The organism is Streptomyces sp. NPDC058691, from assembly GCF_042714775.1.
Classification (GTDB): Bacteria; Actinomycetota; Actinomycetes; order Streptomycetales; family Streptomycetaceae; genus Actinacidiphila.
Window position 1 is genome coordinate 82,116 of the sequence record NZ_JBHXSO010000006.1, and the last position, 16,870, is coordinate 98,985.

Sequence of the window (16,870 nt, forward strand, 5' to 3'; positions counted from 1 at the left end):
TCCCAGCGTCCCACCGGCGCCGGGAGGTACTGGTGAGTAGGACAGTGGCGCGGCGCGATTCATTCCTCCCGCCGCCCCGGGGGCACACGTACCCGGGCGGCGCCGGAACACCTCCGCCCCCGGCACGAGGGCGCCGGGGGCGGAGAGGTTACGCGTGCAGCCTCAGGCGCCCGGACGCAGCGGGATGCTGGTGAACGTGGGCGCCGGCGCGGGATCGGTGAAGAAGTCGTTGCCCTTGTCGTCCACGACGATGAAGGCCGGGAAGTCCTCGACCTCGATCTTCCAGACCGCCTCCATGCCGAGCTCGGCGTACTCCACGACCTCGACCTTCTTGATGCAGTCCTGCGCCAGACGCGCCGCCGGGCCGCCGATCGAGCCGAGGTAGAAGCCGCCGTGGGCGGCGCACGCCGCGGTGACCTGCTGGGAGCGGTTGCCCTTGGCGAGCATGACCTTGGAGCCGCCCGCCGCCTGGAACTGCTCGACGTAGGAGTCCATGCGGCCGGCCGTCGTCGGGCCGAAGGAACCGGAGGCGTAGCCCTCGGGGGTCTTGGCCGGGCCCGCGTAGTAGACCGGGTGGTCGCGCAGGTACTGCGGCATCTCCTCGCCCGCGTCCAGCCGCTCCTTGATCTTCGCGTGCGCGATGTCACGGGCGACGACCAGCGGGCCGGTCAGCGACAGCCGGGTCTTGACCGGGTACTTGGACAGCTCCGCCAGCACCTCGTCCATCGGCCGGTTGAGGTCGACGCGCACGACGTCCTCGTCCGACAGGTGGTCGTCGGTGGTCTCCGGCAGGTACCTGGCCGGGTCGGTCTCCAGCTGCTCCAGGAAGACGCCCTCGGCGGTGATCTTCGCGACGGCCTGGCGGTCGGCGGAGCAGGAGACGGCGATGGCGACCGGCAGGGAGGCGCCGTGCCGGGGCAGCCGCACCACGCGGACGTCGTGGCAGAAGTACTTGCCGCCGAACTGCGCGCCGATGCCGATCTTCTGCGTGAGCTCGAAGACCTTCTCCTCCAGCTCCTTGTCCCGGAAGCCGTGCCCGGTGGGCGAGCCCTCGGCCGGGAGCTCGTCCAGGTAGTGCGCGGAGGCGTACTTCGCGGTCTTCAGCGCGAACTCGGCGGAGGTGCCGCCGACGACGATCGCGAGGTGGTACGGCGGGCAGGCGGCCGTGCCGAGCGAACGGATCTTCTCCTCCAGGAACTTCATCATGGAGGCCTCGTTCAGGACCGCCTTGGTCTCCTGGTAGAGGAAGGACTTGTTGGCCGAGCCGCCGCCCTTGGCCATGAAGAGGAACTTGTAGGCGCCGCCGTCGGTCGCGTACAGCTCGATCTGGGCCGGCAGGTTGGAGCCGGTGTTCTTCTCCTCCCACATGGTGATCGGGGCCATCTGGGAGTAGCGCAGGTTGAGTTTGGTGTAGGCGTCGAAGATGCCGTGCGACAGGGCTTCCTCGTCGCCGCCCTGCGTGAGCACGTTCTGGCCGCGCTTGCCCATCACGATCGCGGTGCCGGTGTCCTGGCACATCGGCAGCACGCCGGCCGCGGCGATGTTGGCGTTCTTCAGCAGGTCCAGGGCGACGAAGCGGTCGTTGGGGGACGCCTCGGGGTCGTCGAGGATGCGGCGCAGCTGGGAGAGGTGCGCGGGGCGCAGGTAGTGGGAGATGTCGTGCATGGCCTCGGCGGCGAGCGTGCGCAGCGCCTCCGGCTCCACCTTGAGGAAGGTCCGGCCGTCGGCCTCGAAGGTGCTGACGCCCTCGGAGGTGACCAGGCGGTACGGAGTGGTGTCCTCACCGAGGGGGAGCAAGTCGGTATAGGCGAAATCTGGGTGGGCCGGGCGGGACGAGGCGGGCATTTATGGACATCCTCACTGCGCTGCGTCGTAGAAGCCCGACAAGCGTAGAACGAGTGCGGGCCGCCGGGGGTGTGAGGTGACCCTCACTGGCGGGGACGGGGGCCTAGTCGCGATCTATCGCGTTTGTGTACCGTAGTCGCGTGGATGAGTCCTCGCTCCGGAAGCGTGAGCAGCAGCCCTTGAGTCCCCCTGTCGCCGAAGTCGATATCCGCGCGTCCGACGCGGACCGCGACCGGGTGGCCGACATTCTTCGTGACGCCCTGGCGGAGGGGCGTCTGACCACCGAGGAGCACTCGGAGCGGCTGGACGGCGTGTACGCGGCGAAGACCGTGGGCGAACTGGAGCCCTTCGTGCGGGACCTGCCGGTCCCCACGTCGGCGACCGCCCCGGCCCATGCCCCGGCGCCGCACTGGGTCCCCGACCACTCCGGGGAGAACCCCAACCTCGTCGGCATCCTCGGCGGCGCCGAGCGCAAGGGCCGCTGGCGCGTGGGGTCGAAGATCAACGCGGTCGCCATCATGGGCGGCGTGGTGATCGACCTCACGGAAGCGACCTTCACCGCGCCGGAGGTCGTCATCAACTGCACCGCCATCATGGGCGGGATCGAGATCAAGGTGCCGGAGAACGTCACGCTGCGCGGCGGTGGCGTCGTGGGCATCATGGGCGGCTCCGACGTCCAGGCGTACGAGGCTCCCGAGCCCGGTGCCCCGGTCATCAAGGTGCAGGGCCTGGCCTTCTGGGGCGGTGTGGAGGCCAAGCCGCGGCGCGGCAAGCGGGTCACGAGGAAGGACGGCCGCCCCGAGCTGGACTACTGACGGACCGTCACTCCGTCCCTTCTCCGGCCGGCGGTGCGCGGTGCGGCCCGCACCGCGCGTCGCCGACGTCCGGCCGGCCCCAAGAAGCCCGGTGGCGACCGCGGTTGCCACCGGGCTTCTTGATGGCCGGCGGCGCACCGTCCGGCACGGGCAGCGCACGCGCGGGCGTACGACCCTCCGGACACGGTGCGCATGAACGCGCGCACAGCGGGTAGGGCATGGGGACACGTCGCTCGCCGCCGGACCCTCCACGTCGACAACCCCGTGCCGACGCAGCGGGAAGGGCAGCGACGGGCAAGGGTGACACCAAGCCGAGCCGTCGTCAGGAGTATCCCGTGCTTCAACCGATCGAGCCCGCGGCAGCATCCAGTTCCTCCCCGAGTCACCCCCGGGACCTGGGCGGCCCATGGCATTCGGACGCGGCGTGCCACAGTGATGAGGCAGGTCTCTTCTTCGCCCCCTCCAAGGAGCCCACCGCGGCACGGCTGTCGCGCGAGGAGGCCGCCAAGCGGGTCTGCGCCCGCTGCCCGGTGATGCTGGAGTGCCGGGAGCACGCGTTGATGCAGCCGGAGCCCTACGGGGTGTGGGGCGGGATGACCGCGGCCGAGCGCAGGGTCGTGCTCGCGCGCCGGCGGCGCCGCGAGGCGGAGTTGCAGCGCCCGGCGCCGCGGATCGCCGCGGCGGGCTGACACGCTTTGGGGCCGGGAGCCCGCCGCTGGGCGGGCTCCCGGCCCCTGTGCGTACGGTGCCGGGCTTCTCGGTTTCCAGGGTTCCCGGTCTCCCGGTCTCCCGGTCTCCCGGTTTCCTGGTATTCCGGCCCCTCCGGCCGGGAGGCGGTCAGCGCGCGCGGTCGAAGTCGATCGTGCTGTAGGCGCGCAGCTTCGACAGCCGGTGCGTGGAGTCGATCTGGCGGATCGTGCCGGACTTGGAGCGCATGACCAGCGACTGGGTGGTCGCGGTCTCGGCGCGGTAGCGCACGCCTCGCAGCAGTTCGCCGTCGGTGATGCCGGTGGCGACGAAGAACACGTTGTCGCCCTGGACCAGGTCGTCCGTGTGCAGGACCCGGTCGAGGTCGTGGCCCGCGTCGAGGGCCCGCTTCCGCTCGGCGTCGTCCTTGGGCCAGAGCTTGCCCTGGATGGTTCCGCCGAGGCACTTGATCGCGCAGGCCGCGATGATGCCCTCCGGGGTGCCGCCGATGCCCATCAACATGTCGACGCCGGTGCCCTCGCGCACGGCCATGATGGCGCCCGCCACATCGCCGTCGGAGATGAACGTGATGCGCGCGCCGGTCTCGCGGATCTCCCTCGCCAGGCCCTCGTGCCGGGGCCGGTCGAGCACCACGACGGTCACGTCCTCGGGGGCGCCGCCCTTGGCCTTGGCGACCCGCCGGATGTTCACCGACGGCGGGGCGGTGATGTCGACGAAGTCGGCGGCCTCGGGGCCGGTGACCAGCTTGTCCATGTAGAACACGGCCGAGGGGTCGTACATCGCTCCGCGGTCGGCGGCGGCGAGGACGGCGACGGCGTTGGGCATGCCCTTGGCGGTGAGCGTCGTCCCGTCGATCGGGTCCACGGCGATGTCGCACTCAGCGCCGGTCCCGTCGCCGATCCGCTCCCCGTTGAAGAGCATCGGCGCCTCGTCCTTCTCGCCCTCGCCGATGACGACGACGCCGTTCATCGACACGGTCGAGACCAGGGTGCGCATGGCCTTGACGGCCGCGCCGTCCGCGCCGTTCTTGTCGCCCCGTCCCACCCAGCGGCCGGCGGCCATCGCGGCGGCCTCGGTGACCCGGACCAGTTCGAGGGCGAGGTTGCGGTCGGGGGCCTCGGGGCTCACTTCGAGCTGCGGCGGCATGTTGTGGTTTTCGTGCTGCTCGGTCATCACAGCGCACCTTTCTGTACGAGGACGGCCGGAAAAGAGGGTGGTACGACCTTATCCGCCAGGCGCCAGGATGAGCAGGCCGCCCGTCACATGAGCGCACCCGGGCTCATGCGGGACCCGGGCGGCGGGACGCTCCGGGGCATGAGGGACCATAGGGGCGTGGCAAAGAAGCGCGGCACCGAAACAGTGCGGGACATGGTGCTCTCGATGGCGGCGATCGGCGTCGTGGTCGCGATCATCTGGTTCTTCATCCCGCACGACGAGAACCACGACCCCGTCCAGGTGGTCGGCTACCGGGTCGAGCTCGACCAGGCGCGCCGCAGCGCCCCGTACCCGGTCGCGGCCCCCGAGGGGCTCGGCAAGGGCTGGCGGGCGACCTCGGTGACATACGAGGCGGCGAACCCCAAGGAAGTCCACTGGCACCTCGGCTTCCTCGACCCGCAGAACGAGTACGCGGCCGTCGAGCAGAGCAACGGGGCCATGGCGGCGTTCGTCTCGGCCACGAGCCATGACGCGCACAAGGTCGGCACGCGCACCGTCGGCGGCGAGTCCTGGGACCGCTACGAGGGCCCCAAGTACGACGCGCTGGTGCGCCGGGAGGGCGGGGTGACCACGATGGTCACCGGTACCGCACCGGCCGACCGGCTCGCGGAACTGGCCGCCGCGCTCCAGGAGCGCGGCGGCCAGTAGGGCCGGCTCCCGGCCCGCCGCGGGCCGGGGATCGCGGCGGCTCAGACGGTGGTGACGACCTCGTCGTAGGGCAGTCGCGGCGAGCGGTCGCGCCAGGCGTTCTCGCCCGCCTTGCCGATGTTCACCACGGCGAGGACGGAGTGGTCGCCCTCGGGGAAGAACTCCTTGTTGATGCCCTCGGCGTTGTAGCCGGTCATCGGGCCGGCGGCCAGACCGGCGGCGCGCACGCCGAGGATGAAGTAGCCGACCTGGAGCGCGGCGTTGAAGGCGGCCGACTGCTCACGGACCGGGCGCTCGCTGAAGAGCATCTCCTTGGCCTGCGGGAAGGCGGGGAACTGGACGGGCAGTTCCTCGTGGAACTCGTTGTCCGCGGCCAGGATGGCCACCAGCGGCGCGGTGGAGGTCTTGGCCCGGTTGCCCTCGTTCATGAGCCCGACCAGGCGCTCGCGGCTCTCCGCGGAGCGGACCAGCACGATGCGCAGCGGCTGCTGGTTGTAGGCGGTGGGCGCGTACTTCACCAGTTCGTACACGGCCTGGACCTGCTCGTCGGTGACCGGTTCGGTGGTGAAGGTGTTCGCGGTGCGCGCGTCGCGGAAGAGAAGGTTCTGGGCGGCGGTGTCGAGCTGGAGGCTCATGGGGGTCTACCTCTGGGTGTGGGGGATTCACCCTGTGCGGGTGTTTTTGGAACACCCGCCTCAACATAGGTGAAAATTCAACCATTCCCGGAGCGTGCGGTGACGCCCGTCACCGTACGGACACCTCGCCGTCGTGGCCGCGTCACTCCTCGGCGGACTCCCCGGCTCCCGGGCCGGCGTTCCCGGACGGCCGCTCCGCCGGCTCGCCGGACTCCTCCGCGAGGGCCGCGTCCAGGCGCGCGCGGGCGCCCTCCAGCCAGTCGCGGCACACCTTGGCGAGCTCCTCGCCGCGTTCCCACAGCGCGAGGGACTCCTCCAGCGTCGAGCCACCCGCCTCCAGGCGGCGGACGACGTCCACGAGTTCGTCACGGGCCTGCTCGTACCCGAGCGTGTCCTGATCTGCCATGGCCACAGCCTAGGGCCGCCCTCGGACAGCGTGGGGCCGCCGGCGCCGCACGGGTCAGCGGGTGACGCGGACCGTGAACTCGCCGTCGGCGACCCGGGCCCGCAGCTTCTCCTCGTCGGCCACCTCGCCGGCGGCCCGTACGACCCCGCCGTCCTCGCGTTGCAGGACGGCGTACCCGCGCTGCAGCGTCGCCGCGGGGGAGAGCGCGACGACCCGGGCCCGCGTGTGCTCCAGCTCGTCGTCCGCGCGGTCCAGGCGGTGCCGCAGATGCCGCCGCGAACGCTCCAGCAGCGCGGCCACCTGCTCCTCGCGCTCCTCGACCATCAGCAGCGGGCGCGCCATCGACGGCCGGCTCATCGCCGCCACGAGTCCGCGCTCCTCCCGGTCCAGCAGTCCGCGCATCACCCGCAGCGAGCGGTGCCGCAACTGCTCGACGCGGGTCAGCTCCTCGCCCACGTCCGGCACGACGCGCTTGGCGGCGTCGGTCGGCGTGGAGGCGCGCAGATCCGCGACCAGGTCCAGCAGCGGGGTGTCCGGCTCGTGCCCGATCGCGGACACCACCGGCGTACGGCACTCGGCGACCGCCCGCACCAGCCGCTCGTCGGAGAACGGCAGCAGGTCCTCCACGCTGCCGCCGCCGCGCGCCACGATGATCACGTCGACCTCGGGATGCGCGTCGAGCCCCTGCACCGCCTCGATCACCTGCGGGACCGCGTACGCCCCCTGCACCGGCACATTGCGCACCTCGAACCGCACGGCCGGCCAGCGCAGCCGCGCGTTCTCCAGCACATCGCGCTCGGCGGCCGAGGCACGGCCGCACACCAGGCCGATCAGCTGCGGCAGGAAGGGCAGCGGCCGTTTGCGCTCCGTCGCGAAAAGGCCCTCGCCCGCCAGCCGCTTCTTCAGCTGCTCCAGCCGGAGCAGCAGGTCGCCGACGCCTATCGGACGGATCTCCACCGCCCGCAGCGACAGCTGCCCCCGCGGCGCGTACCACTCCGGCCGGGCGTGCACGACGACCCGCGCGCCCTCGCCGACCGCGCCGTCGAAGGCGTCGAAGGCGGCGCGGCGGCAGGTCACGCTCAGCGAGATGTCGTGCGACGGATCGCGCAGCGTCAGGAAGACCACGCCCGCGCCGGGGCGCCGGGACAGCTGTGTGATCTGCCCCTCCACCCACACCGCGCCGAGCCGGTCGATCCAGCCGCCGATCAGCCGCGACACCTCGCCGACCGGGATCGGCGCCTCCGCGGACGTGTTCAGAGCCATACGCCGAGACTAGCCCCCGCCACGGACAGTGACCCCGCCCCCGGCCCGCCTCCGCGCCCCGCGCCCGACCCGAATGGCGCCCACCGCTGTCCGTCCCCCGGCCGGCGGCGCACGCTGGGGGCAGACCCACGTGCCCGGGAGGTCCCCATGCGCCGACACGGCCCGCCGCCGCCCCCGCGGCCGCCGCGCGTCGGCGGCGGCTTCCGTATCGGGCGCCGCGGCCCCGGCTGCGGCTGCTTCAGCTGCCTGACGGCGGTGGCCGCGGCGGTGGCCGTATCGGTGCTCGCGGGACGGCTGCCCGGCCTGCCGCGCGGGGCCCGCCGGGGGCGGCCCCGGCGCGTCGGATGACCTCCGTCACGCCCCGTACGATGGGCACATGACTGCTGCTGCCCGCCGAGTCCTGCTCGCCGCCCCCCGTGGCTACTGCGCGGGCGTGGACCGTGCCGTGATCGCCGTCGAGAAGGCCCTGGAACAGTACGGGGCCCCGATCTACGTCCGCCACGAGATCGTTCACAACAAGTACGTCGTGCAGACCCTGGAGCGGAAGGGCGCGATCTTCGTCGAGCGGACGGCGGAGGTCCCCGAGGGGTCGATCGTCATGTTCTCCGCGCACGGTGTGGCGCCGGCCGTCCACGACGAGGCCGAGCGCGGGAAGCTCGCGACCATCGACGCGACCTGCCCCCTGGTGACCAAGGTCCACAAGGAAGCCGTGCGCTTCGCCAACGAGGACTTCGACATCCTGCTGATCGGCCACGAGGGCCACGAGGAGGTCATCGGCACCTCCGGTGAGGCCCCCGACCACATCACGCTGGTCGACGGCCCGGGCGATGTCGCCAAGGTCGAGGTCCGGGACCCCTCCAAGGTGGTCTGGCTCTCCCAGACGACCCTGTCCGTGGACGAGACCATGGAGACGGTCGACGCGCTCAAGGAGAAGTTCCCGCAGCTCATCTCGCCCCCCAGCGACGACATCTGCTACGCCACGCAGAACCGCCAGCTGGCGGTGAAGCAGATGGGCGCCGAGGCCGATCTGGTGATCGTCGTCGGCTCGCGCAACTCCTCCAACTCCGTGCGCCTGGTCGAGGTCGCCAAGCTGGCCGGCGCCCGCGCGGCCCACCTGGTGGACTTCGCCGACGAGATCGACGAGGCCTGGCTGGAGGGGGTCGCCACGGTCGGCGTCACCTCCGGTGCCTCCGTTCCCGACGTGCTGGTCGAGCAGGTGCTGGAGTGGCTGTCGCAGCGCGGCTTCGAGGACGTCGAGATCGTCAAGGCCGCCGAGGAGTCGATCGTCTTCTCGCTGCCCAAGGAACTCCGCCGCGACCTGCGCGCCGAGGCCGCCGCCAAGGTGGCGGGACCGGCCGCCGGAACCGCCCCTGAGCAGGCGGGTCAGCAGTCCGAGGGGTGACCGTCCGTCCCACGCCGTAGCGTTGGGCCATGAGCGTTTTCGGTGTGGACATCGGCGGCTCGGGGATCAAGGGCGCCCCGGTAGACCTGGATCGCGGCGATCTGACGGAGGAGCGCTTCAAGGTGCTCACTCCGCATCCCGCGACGCCCGACGCGGTGGCGGACTGCGTCAAGGAGGTCGTCACCCATTTCGGCTGGCAGGGCCCGATCGGCGCGACGTTCCCCGGCGTGGTGACGCACGGCGTCACGCGCACGGCGGCCAACGTCGACAAGGCCTGGATAGGCAAGGACGCGGCCGGCCTGCTCTCGGAGCGGGTCGGCCTGCCCGTGACACTGCTCAACGACGCCGACGCGGCGGGCATGGCGGAGATGGCGTACGGCGCCGGCCGCGGCCGCTCCGGCACGGTGATCCTGCTGACCCTCGGCACGGGCATCGGCAGCGCCGTCTTCGTGGACGGCAAGCTGCTGCCCAACACCGAGCTCGGCCACCTGGAACTGCACGGGCACGAAGCGGAGAAGCGCGCCTCCACCAAGGTCAAGGAGGACGAGGACCTGACCTGGGAGCACTGGGCCCGCCGGGTCAGCAAGTACCTCGCGCACGTAGAGATGCTCTTCTCGCCGGAGCTGTTCGTCATCGGCGGCGGCGTGAGCCGCAAGGCGGAGAAGTTCCTCCCGCTGATCGAGGGCGTCGAGGCGGAGATCGTCCCGGCCACGCTGCAGAACAACGCGGGCATCGTCGGCGCGGGCATGGCGGCGGCCGCGGCGCTCACCCCCGCCGGATAGCGGTCCGGGACGCGGGAAAGGGGCGCGGGAACCGGGTGCGCGACGCGGGAGTGCGGGAGCGGGGCGCGGGTCAGTGGCGCTCGGCGCGCCGCGCCCGCGTCACGTAGGCCACCTTCCGCACGGCGGTGATCACGGCGGCGCACACCGTGCCGCCGTACAGCCACCCGGTCAGCGTGGCGAGCCCGGTGAGCAGCGCCATCACATGCCCGGTCAGTCCTCCGCCGCCGTCCGAGGTCACGGCCAGCGCGATGGTGAAGGCGATGGGCGCGCTCACCGGCGCCGCCGACAGGTCGTACGGCCGTACCCACACGCCGGCCGCGACGCAGGCCAGCAGGAAGACCACGCCGAACAGCGTGCCGGGCTCGCCGTTCATCAGGGAGTCCGCGGCGCCGCCGCACAGGGCGGTCAGCGTGATGAAGACCCCGGTGCCGAGCCCCGTCAGGCGGGACTCGCTCTGTCCCCGTCGCATTCCCCACAACGGGCCCCGGCGCGGCCCTCCGCCCACGGCGGTCGCGCCCGCGGGCCTGCGTGCCGGACGCGCGGCCGGCCTGACCGGCCGCGTGGCGGCACCGTTGTTGTGCGGCGTGCGCGCACTGTGTTGCTCCACGCACCCAACGTAGGCGCCCGGCAGGGGGGAAACGGGGTCAGGACACGACTTTTCAGCCCCACAGGGGGCGAGGCGGGCCGCGGGCGCCTCCAGGGTCCCCCGCTTCCGTAGACTGGTGGATCGGTCCGTCTCCGCCCGACCGGGCGCGCGGGCCCTCCACCCACCTCGCTAGGGAAGTCGTCACGTGTCGCTCACGATCGGAATCGTCGGCCTGCCGAACGTCGGCAAGTCGACCCTGTTCAACGCCCTGACCAAGAACGACGTGCTGGCGGCCAACTACCCGTTCGCCACGATCGAGCCCAACGTCGGCGTCGTCGGTGTCCCCGACCCGCGTCTGGACACGCTCGCGAAGATCTTCGAGTCGCAGCGCAAGCTCCCGGCCACGGTCGACTTCGTGGACATCGCGGGCATCGTCCGCGGCGCCAGCGAGGGCGCGGGCCTGGGCAACAAGTTCCTCGCCAACATTCGCGAGTCCGACGCGATCTGCCAGGTCATCCGGGCCTTCGTCGACCCGGACGTGGTCCACGTCGACGGCAAGGTGTCCCCGAAGGACGACATCGAGACGATCAACACCGAGCTGATCCTCGCCGACCTGCAGACCATCGAGAAGGTCCTGCCGCGGCTCACCAAGGACGCCCGTCTCCAGAAGGAGAAGGCGGCGGTGCTCGCCGCCGTCCAGGAGGCCCAGCAGATCCTCGAGGACGGCCGCACCCTCTTCTCCGCCGGCATCACCGCGGGCACCGAGAAGGGCGGTCTCCTGCACGAGCTGCACCTGCTGACCACCAAGCCCTTCCTCTACGTCTTCAACGTGGACGAGGACGAGCTGACCGACGACGCCTTCAAGGCCGAGCAGCGCGCCCTGGTCGCTCCCGCCGAGGCGATCTTCCTCAATGCCAAGATCGAGTCGGAGCTCATCGAGCTCGACGACGAGGAGGCCCTGGAACTCCTGCAGTCCATGGGCCAGGACGAGCCCGGCCTCGCCACCCTCGCCCGCGTCGGCTTCGACACCCTCGGCCTGCAGACCTACCTCACGGCCGGCCCGAAGGAATCCCGCGCCTGGACGATCAAGAAGGGCGCCACCGCCCCCGAGGCGGCCGGTGTCATCCACACCGACTTCCAGAAGGGCTTCATCAAGGCGGAGATCGTCTCCTTCGCCGACCTGGTCGAGTGCGGCTCCATCCCCGAGGCCCGCGCCAAGGGCAAGGCCCGCATGGAGGGCAAGGACTACGTCATGCAGGACGGCGACGTGGTGGAGTTCCGCTTCAACGTGTGACGGGTGACGTCCCACCACCTCGCCGATCCAGCGAACACGCAGGTCAAAAGGGGCCCGGCCTTTCGAGGCGGGGCCCTTGGCCTTTTCCCGTGCCGGGATCATGCCGGGCAGGCTCCTCCCGCTCGGGTGCGAGGAGCGCGGGCCGTGGCAGTTTTCCTACTCGTTTGACACACTAGGGGCATGGCCGAGACGACGTACAGCATCGGGGAAGGGCCCGCGACGCGGGTGAGTCTGTCGCTGCCGGAGGGGACCGCGGAGGCGATCCGGGCGCGGGTGGGCAAGCGGGAGTTCTCCTCCTTCATCGCCGCGGCGGTCGAGCGCGAGCTGCGCGGTCAGGTGCTGGACGAATACCTGGCGGACTACGAGAGCCGCAAGGGGCCGGTCTCCGAGCCGGCCCGTCAGCGGGCGCGACAGGTCTTCGATGAGGTCTTCGCCGAGGAGGGCGAGTGGCCCGCCGCAGGCTGAGTCACGAGGGGACGCTGGTCCTCGACAGTGAGGGGCTCTCGAAGCTGCTCGCCGACGACGAGCAGGTGGTGGCTCTGATCGCTGAGCCGCGTGCACGCGGCATAGAGGTCGTCATCAGCGCGCTCACCATCATCGAGGCCGTACACGCCCGCACGAACACGGCTGGCCTGAACTGGGTCCTCTCCGGGCTGAGAGCGGTCCCAGTGGGCGACGAAGAGGCGAGGGCGGCTTCGAAGCTGCTGATGGATGCCGGTTTGCATGGGCACAAACATGCGATTGACGCCGCGGTCGCCGAGGCCGCACTGCGGCAGCACCGCCCCGTGGTCATGCTGACCTCCGATGTCGACGACATGGCCAAGCTCTGTGGCGATCGAGTCCGGCTCGTGGCGGTGTGATTTCCCGCGCTGTGTCGGATCGGGCGCCCGATCCGGTGGTCGTTCGAGGGTAAGTAAGATTCAATCTACGTAAGAAGTCGTCTACGTGGATTGCTCCGGGGGTGCGTCGTGGAGTTCCAAGGCCGGGCCGGGGATCTCGAGCTGCTGGCCGAGCAGTACCGGGCTGTGGCGGAGGGGTCCGGAGCCACGCGGGGGCGGGCCGTGATCATGACGGGCCGGCGCCGGGTGGGGAAGTCGCGGCTGGTCCAGGAGTTCTGCGACCGCTCGGGAGCGCCGTACGTGGTGTTCCAGGCCACCCGGGGGCGCAACCCCGCGACGGAGCGCGCCGACTTCGCCGCGGCCCTCGCGCAGTCGCCGCTGCCGGGGGCGGAGCTGGTCGCAGGCCTCCAGGCGCAGGACTGGAACCAGGCGCTGCGCTCGCTGGCGCTCGCGGTGCCCGACGGCTCGCCCAGCATCGCGGTGATCGACGAGGTGCCCTGGCTGGTCGAGCAGGACCAGGAGTTCGAGGGCGCGCTCCAGACCGTCTGGGACCGTCATCTGTCCGCCAAGCCCGTGCTCCTGCTGCTGGTCGGCAGCGATGCGTCGGTGATGGAGGCACTGCAGTCGTACGGGCGCCCGTTCTTCGGCCGGGCGGCGAAGATGACCGTCCGCCCCCTGAACCTGGCCGATGTGCAGGCCATGACCGGGCTCGACGCCGCGGGGGCCGTCGACGCCCAGTTGATCACCGGGGGATTCCCCGAGATCGTGCAGTCATGGCGGCCGGGAATGGGGCGCACCGCCTTCCTCAAGGCGTCGGTCGCCAGTCCTCTCTCGCCCCTGATGGTGGCCGGCGAGCTGTCCCTGCTCGGTGAATTCCCCGAGGCTTCGCACTCCCGGGCCGTACTGGAAGCGGTGGGCAGCGGCGAGCGCACGTTCAGCGCGATCGCGACCCGGGCCGGCGGCGCCGGCGCGCTGCCGTCCGGCACGCTCTCCCCGCTGCTGGCCACGCTGCAGGCCAAGCGGGTCCTGGCCGCCGATCTCCCGCTGTCCGTCAAGCCGGACGGCAAGAACAAGCGCTACCGGATCGCCGACCCGTATCTGCGGTTCTGGCTGGCCTTCCTGGCACGCGCGATCCCTCTCATCGAGCGTGGCCGCGGTGACCTGGCACTGGAACGCATCGAGCGGTCATGGCCCACATGGCGCGGGCGAGCGGTCGAGCCGCTGGTCCGCGAGTCCTTGCTGCGTCTGATGCCCGACGGCCAGTGGCCCGGGACCGAGGCCGTGGGCGGTTGGTGGAACCGTCAGAACAATCCCGAGATCGACCTCGTCGGCGCGGACCGCGGGCCGGTGGCCCGGCAGGTGTCCTTCGTCGGGTCGGTCAAGTGGCTGGAGACCCAGCCCTTCGGCCGCCATGACTACGACGCCCTGGTGCGCGACATGCTCGCCGTCCCCGGTGCCGCCCCAGACACTCCGCTGGTCGCGGTCTCCCGCCGCGGGGTCGCCGACGGCCTGCCGCTGGCCGCGCACTGGGGGCCCGAGGACCTGGTCCGGGCGTGGCAGCCCCGGTAGCGCATGCCCGTACCCCCGGAGCGGTCCCCGGCTCGGTCGTCGAGCCGGGGACCGCGGTGCGTCCGGGGTCGGCCGGGACGGTCAGAGCGTGTTCAGCACGGCGAACGGGTCGAGCGCGGCACGGTTGTCGAGCGCGGTGATCCGGCGGCGCAGTGTGAAGCTCGCCCCCGGCTCGATCGTGACGCGGCGCTGGCTCATCGCCCAGATGTCACACGCGTACGCGGTGAACGCCTGGTCCTCGTAGATCAGACCGTAGGTCTGGCTGTCGGACCCGGTCATGCCGATCCACGGCGCGGTCGGCGCGTAGTCGGCGGGCGTACCGGTGGTGATGGTGCCGTGGCCGGGGACGCCGCTGCGCTGCCCGGTGCCGTCGTGGTCGATCACGTCGCCGATCCACAGGGTGCGGGCCACCGTGCCGCGGTTGGTGAAGACGCTCTCGGCGGTGATCCAGCGCTCACCCTCGAGGACGGAGTACTCGGTGACGACCGCGACGTCCGTGAAGGCGGTGCTCGCGCCGGTGGCCCTGATCCGGGCCTCGGCGCCGGTCGAGGAGACCACCTCGACGGACGTGGACTTCACCGTGCGCTGCTGCCAGGCGCTCGTGCCGCGCGGCTGGGCGGCGGAGGCGTAGGGCAGGTTGAACCAGTCGATCTGGTCCAGGTGGCCCACGGCGGCCATGTCCCGGGGCTTGCCGAGGGTGACGGGGGTCAGCTGCGAGTCCTCGGAACCGGCCGAGATCGCCAGCGCCAGGTGGTCGTTGGAGATCACCAGGTCGGAGACCAGGCCCTCGGACACCGGGCCGGGGATGGTGGTCCCCTTGCCGGCCCGCGCCCGCGCCCGGTCCGCCCGCAGGGCGACGCGGGTCTGCGCGCCGTCCTGCACGGTGGCGGTCACCTGGACGGGGTCGTAGCCGACGCCGTCGGCCACCACGGTGTAGACGCCGGGGACGGCGAAGGCGAGGAACTCGCCGTCCGCGCCGGTCGTGCTGGACACCACCGTCTTGCCGGCCGAGTCCAGCACCTTGACGCGCATGTTGGTGAGCGGGGTGCCGGTCCTGCTGTCGGTCAGACGGCCGGAGAGGCCGTCGCCGACGCCGTCGAGGCGGCGGGCGCCGGGGACGCCGTCGAGCACCTCGAACGCGGCGATCGTGTACGCGGGGGAGGCGGCGTCGCCCGCGTTCAGCACGATCCGCAGGTCCGCGCGCCAGCGCTGCGGGGTGATGTCGCAGATCACGTAGCCGCGGTAGGTGCCGTTGTAGAACTTCACGTGCGGGTTGGCCGCGAGACCCGCCCGGACGTCCGCGTCCCAGCCGGCACCAGAGGAGATGGAGGTGCCGACGAACTCGGTCGCGATGGTGCGGGAAGCCGGGTCGGCGAAGTCCTTCTTGAGGTCGTTCACCCAGTGCGTGTGCCAGTCGCCGCTGAGCACCACGGGGTTCTCGGGGCGCTCGGTGTCCAGGTAGTCCAGGATCCGGGAGCGGGCGGCGGGGTAGCCGTCCCACTGGTCCAGGTTGACGACCTTCGTCGGCCCCAGGTCGTAGTCGAACTCGGCCATGATGGTCTGCTGCGCGATGACGTTCCACTGCGCCTTGGACTTGCGCAGGCCCCGGAGCAGCCACTTCTCCTGCTCCGGACCGGTGAGGGTGGCCGCCGGGTCGCCGACCGCCTCGCAGGGGGTCTTGCGGCCGTCGCCGCAGGGCTGGTCGGTGCGGTACTGGCGGGTGTCGAGGACGCTGAACTCGGCGAGCCGCCCGAAGTCGAACCTGCGGTACATCAGCGCGTCGGGGCCGTCCGGCCGCTGCTCCCGGCGCAGCGGCAGGTGCTCGTAGTACGCCTGGTAGCCGTTGGCCCGGCGCTCCAGGAACGGCCTGCCGTCGCCGGCACCGCCGGGCACGTCACCCGCGTAGTTGTTCTGGACCTCGTGGTCGTCCCAGGTCACGAAGAACGGGAAACGCGCGTGGGCGTCACGGAGTTCGGGGGCGCTCTTGTACAGGGTGTGCAGCCGGCGGAACTCGGTCAGGCTGCCGTCGGCGGTCTCGTAGATGTAGTCGCCCAGGTGCATGACGAAGTCGAGCTCCTGCGCGGCCAGGTCGCGGTAGGCCGCGTAGTGGCCGCCGGCCCAGCTCTGGCAGGAAACGAAGGCGAAGCGCAGCTGGTCGACCCCGGACCCGGGCTTCGGCAGGGTGCGGGTACGGCCGACGCGGCTGTACACCCCGTTCACCAAGAAGCGGTACCAGTACCAGGTGTCGGGCGTCAGGCCCCTGGCCTCGACGTGCACGCTGTGCGCGGACTCCGGGACGGCGTTGGTGTGCCCGTCGTCGACGATGTGCTGGAACTCCTCGTCCCGCGCCACCTCCCAACTCACCTTGACCGGCACCGGTGCCATGCCGCCGGTCTCCGCGTCGAGCGGGTCGGTGACGAGCCGCGTCCACAGCACGACGCTGTCCTCGTCGGGATCGCCGGAGGCGACACCGAGCAGGAAGGGGGCCGGGTCGACCACGGCCGCGGCGCCGGTCACGGCGGTGGCGGTGGTCCCGGTCTCCGCGGCCGAGGCGGCTCCCATGGCCAACTGGCCCGCGGCGAGCGCGCCGAGGGTGGTGCCGCCCGCCGCCGCCAGGAACTTCCGGCGGTCGAAGGGAAAGATCGTAGGTGTGTCGGTCATGGACCGAGGGTCGTGGGACGAGGTGCCGCGGCGGTTGCGCGATCATGAATGGGGCGGGCACGCAAAACCACCGGGCGACGTCGTCCGCGGCCCGGCCGGACCGCCCGCCCCGCCGCCTGCCGGCGAGGGAGCGCGCGACCGGTGCGCGACACGCACGCGCCCCGGGCCGGGGCGAGTGTCGCGGGCACAGCCTGATGGGCCA

At 71.6% G+C, this 16,870-nt stretch carries 17 protein-coding genes; 10 read left to right on the forward strand and 7 right to left on the reverse strand.

What is annotated here, in order from left to right:
- Positions 1 to 162: 162 nt before the first annotated feature.
- On the reverse strand, positions 163 to 1,845 hold the full coding sequence (locus tag ACFWVC_RS06430; protein WP_384278994.1) for a fumarate hydratase: 1,683 nt from the start codon (positions 1,843 to 1,845) through the stop codon (positions 163 to 165).
- Positions 1,846 to 1,985: 140 nt separating this feature from the next.
- On the opposite strand from ACFWVC_RS06430, the gene ACFWVC_RS06435 reads away from it, so the two are divergent.
- The gene (locus ACFWVC_RS06435; RefSeq protein WP_384279001.1) at positions 1,986 to 2,660 is read left to right on the forward strand and encodes a DUF1707 domain-containing protein; all 675 of its coding nucleotides are present in this window, start codon (positions 1,986 to 1,988) and stop codon (positions 2,658 to 2,660) included.
- A gap of 335 nt (positions 2,661 to 2,995) precedes the next feature.
- Positions 2,996 to 3,349, forward strand: a complete 354-nt coding sequence (locus tag ACFWVC_RS06440; protein ID WP_384279007.1) for a WhiB family transcriptional regulator — start codon at positions 2,996 to 2,998, stop codon at positions 3,347 to 3,349.
- 148 nt (positions 3,350 to 3,497) lie between these two features.
- Here ACFWVC_RS06440 and glpX read toward each other — a convergent pair whose 3' ends face one another.
- Entirely contained in the window at positions 3,498 to 4,541 is a 1,044-nt protein-coding gene (gene glpX / locus ACFWVC_RS06445) for a class II fructose-bisphosphatase (RefSeq protein WP_384279014.1), read from the reverse strand.
- Positions 4,542 to 4,700: 159 nt separating this feature from the next.
- Between glpX and ACFWVC_RS06450 the strand changes: the two genes are divergently transcribed.
- Positions 4,701 to 5,231, forward strand: a complete 531-nt coding sequence (locus ACFWVC_RS06450) for a DUF4245 domain-containing protein (protein ID WP_384279020.1) — start codon at positions 4,701 to 4,703, stop codon at positions 5,229 to 5,231.
- Positions 5,232 to 5,272: 41 nt separating this feature from the next.
- On the opposite strand, the gene ACFWVC_RS06455 is transcribed toward ACFWVC_RS06450, so the two are convergent.
- The 3 genes from ACFWVC_RS06455 to xseA all read right to left on the reverse strand — a co-directional run bounded on the left by ACFWVC_RS06455 (position 5,273) and on the right by xseA (position 7,535).
- A complete protein-coding gene (locus tag ACFWVC_RS06455; RefSeq protein WP_384279026.1) occupies positions 5,273 to 5,866 on the reverse strand; it encodes a malonic semialdehyde reductase in 594 nt (197 codons plus the stop codon).
- Positions 5,867 to 6,008: 142 nt separating this feature from the next.
- A complete protein-coding gene (locus ACFWVC_RS06460; protein WP_384279034.1) occupies positions 6,009 to 6,272 on the reverse strand; it encodes an exodeoxyribonuclease VII small subunit in 264 nt (87 codons plus the stop codon).
- Between the two features lie 54 nt (positions 6,273 to 6,326).
- The gene (gene xseA / locus ACFWVC_RS06465) at positions 6,327 to 7,535 is read right to left on the reverse strand and encodes an exodeoxyribonuclease VII large subunit (RefSeq protein WP_384279039.1); all 1,209 of its coding nucleotides are present in this window, start codon (positions 7,533 to 7,535) and stop codon (positions 6,327 to 6,329) included.
- A 147-nt stretch (positions 7,536 to 7,682) separates the two neighbouring features.
- Between xseA and ACFWVC_RS06470 the strand changes: the two genes are divergently transcribed.
- From ACFWVC_RS06470 to ppgK, 3 genes are read left to right on the forward strand one after another with little or no spacing between them, the layout of a single operon-like run.
- Positions 7,683 to 7,883, forward strand: a complete 201-nt coding sequence (locus tag ACFWVC_RS06470; RefSeq protein ID WP_384279043.1) for a hypothetical protein — start codon at positions 7,683 to 7,685, stop codon at positions 7,881 to 7,883.
- A 28-nt stretch (positions 7,884 to 7,911) separates the two neighbouring features.
- The gene (locus ACFWVC_RS06475) at positions 7,912 to 8,937 is read left to right on the forward strand and encodes a 4-hydroxy-3-methylbut-2-enyl diphosphate reductase (protein WP_384279049.1); all 1,026 of its coding nucleotides are present in this window, start codon (positions 7,912 to 7,914) and stop codon (positions 8,935 to 8,937) included.
- A gap of 29 nt (positions 8,938 to 8,966) precedes the next feature.
- Positions 8,967 to 9,719 (forward strand): polyphosphate--glucose phosphotransferase, encoded by a 753-nt coding sequence (gene ppgK, locus ACFWVC_RS06480; RefSeq protein ID WP_384279055.1) that lies wholly within the window; start codon positions 8,967 to 8,969, stop codon positions 9,717 to 9,719.
- A gap of 70 nt (positions 9,720 to 9,789) precedes the next feature.
- Here ppgK and ACFWVC_RS06485 read toward each other — a convergent pair whose 3' ends face one another.
- Positions 9,790 to 10,188, reverse strand: a complete 399-nt coding sequence (locus ACFWVC_RS06485; protein WP_384279063.1) for a DUF6542 domain-containing protein — start codon at positions 10,186 to 10,188, stop codon at positions 9,790 to 9,792.
- 322 nt (positions 10,189 to 10,510) lie between these two features.
- Between ACFWVC_RS06485 and ychF the strand changes: the two genes are divergently transcribed.
- The 4 genes from ychF to ACFWVC_RS06505 all read left to right on the forward strand — a co-directional run bounded on the left by ychF (position 10,511) and on the right by ACFWVC_RS06505 (position 14,007).
- Positions 10,511 to 11,599 carry a redox-regulated ATPase YchF gene (gene ychF, locus ACFWVC_RS06490; RefSeq protein WP_384279067.1) on the forward strand — a complete coding sequence of 363 codons (1,089 nt, stop codon included), beginning with the start codon at positions 10,511 to 10,513 and terminating at the stop codon, positions 11,597 to 11,599.
- A 180-nt stretch (positions 11,600 to 11,779) separates the two neighbouring features.
- Positions 11,780 to 12,064, forward strand: coding sequence for a hypothetical protein (locus ACFWVC_RS06495; protein ID WP_384279074.1), 285 nt, complete (start codon positions 11,780 to 11,782; stop codon positions 12,062 to 12,064).
- Entirely contained in the window at positions 12,046 to 12,459 is a 414-nt protein-coding gene (locus ACFWVC_RS06500; protein ID WP_384279079.1) for a DNA-binding protein, read from the forward strand. The genes ACFWVC_RS06495 and ACFWVC_RS06500 overlap by 19 nt, the downstream gene beginning before the upstream one ends.
- Positions 12,460 to 12,567: 108 nt before the next feature.
- A complete protein-coding gene (locus ACFWVC_RS06505) occupies positions 12,568 to 14,007 on the forward strand; it encodes an ATP-binding protein (RefSeq protein WP_384279084.1) in 1,440 nt (479 codons plus the stop codon).
- Positions 14,008 to 14,088: 81 nt separating this feature from the next.
- Here ACFWVC_RS06505 and ACFWVC_RS06510 read toward each other — a convergent pair whose 3' ends face one another.
- Positions 14,089 to 16,668 carry an alkaline phosphatase D family protein gene (locus ACFWVC_RS06510; protein ID WP_384279089.1) on the reverse strand — a complete coding sequence of 860 codons (2,580 nt, stop codon included), beginning with the start codon at positions 16,666 to 16,668 and terminating at the stop codon, positions 14,089 to 14,091.
- Positions 16,669 to 16,870 lie beyond the last annotated feature (202 nt).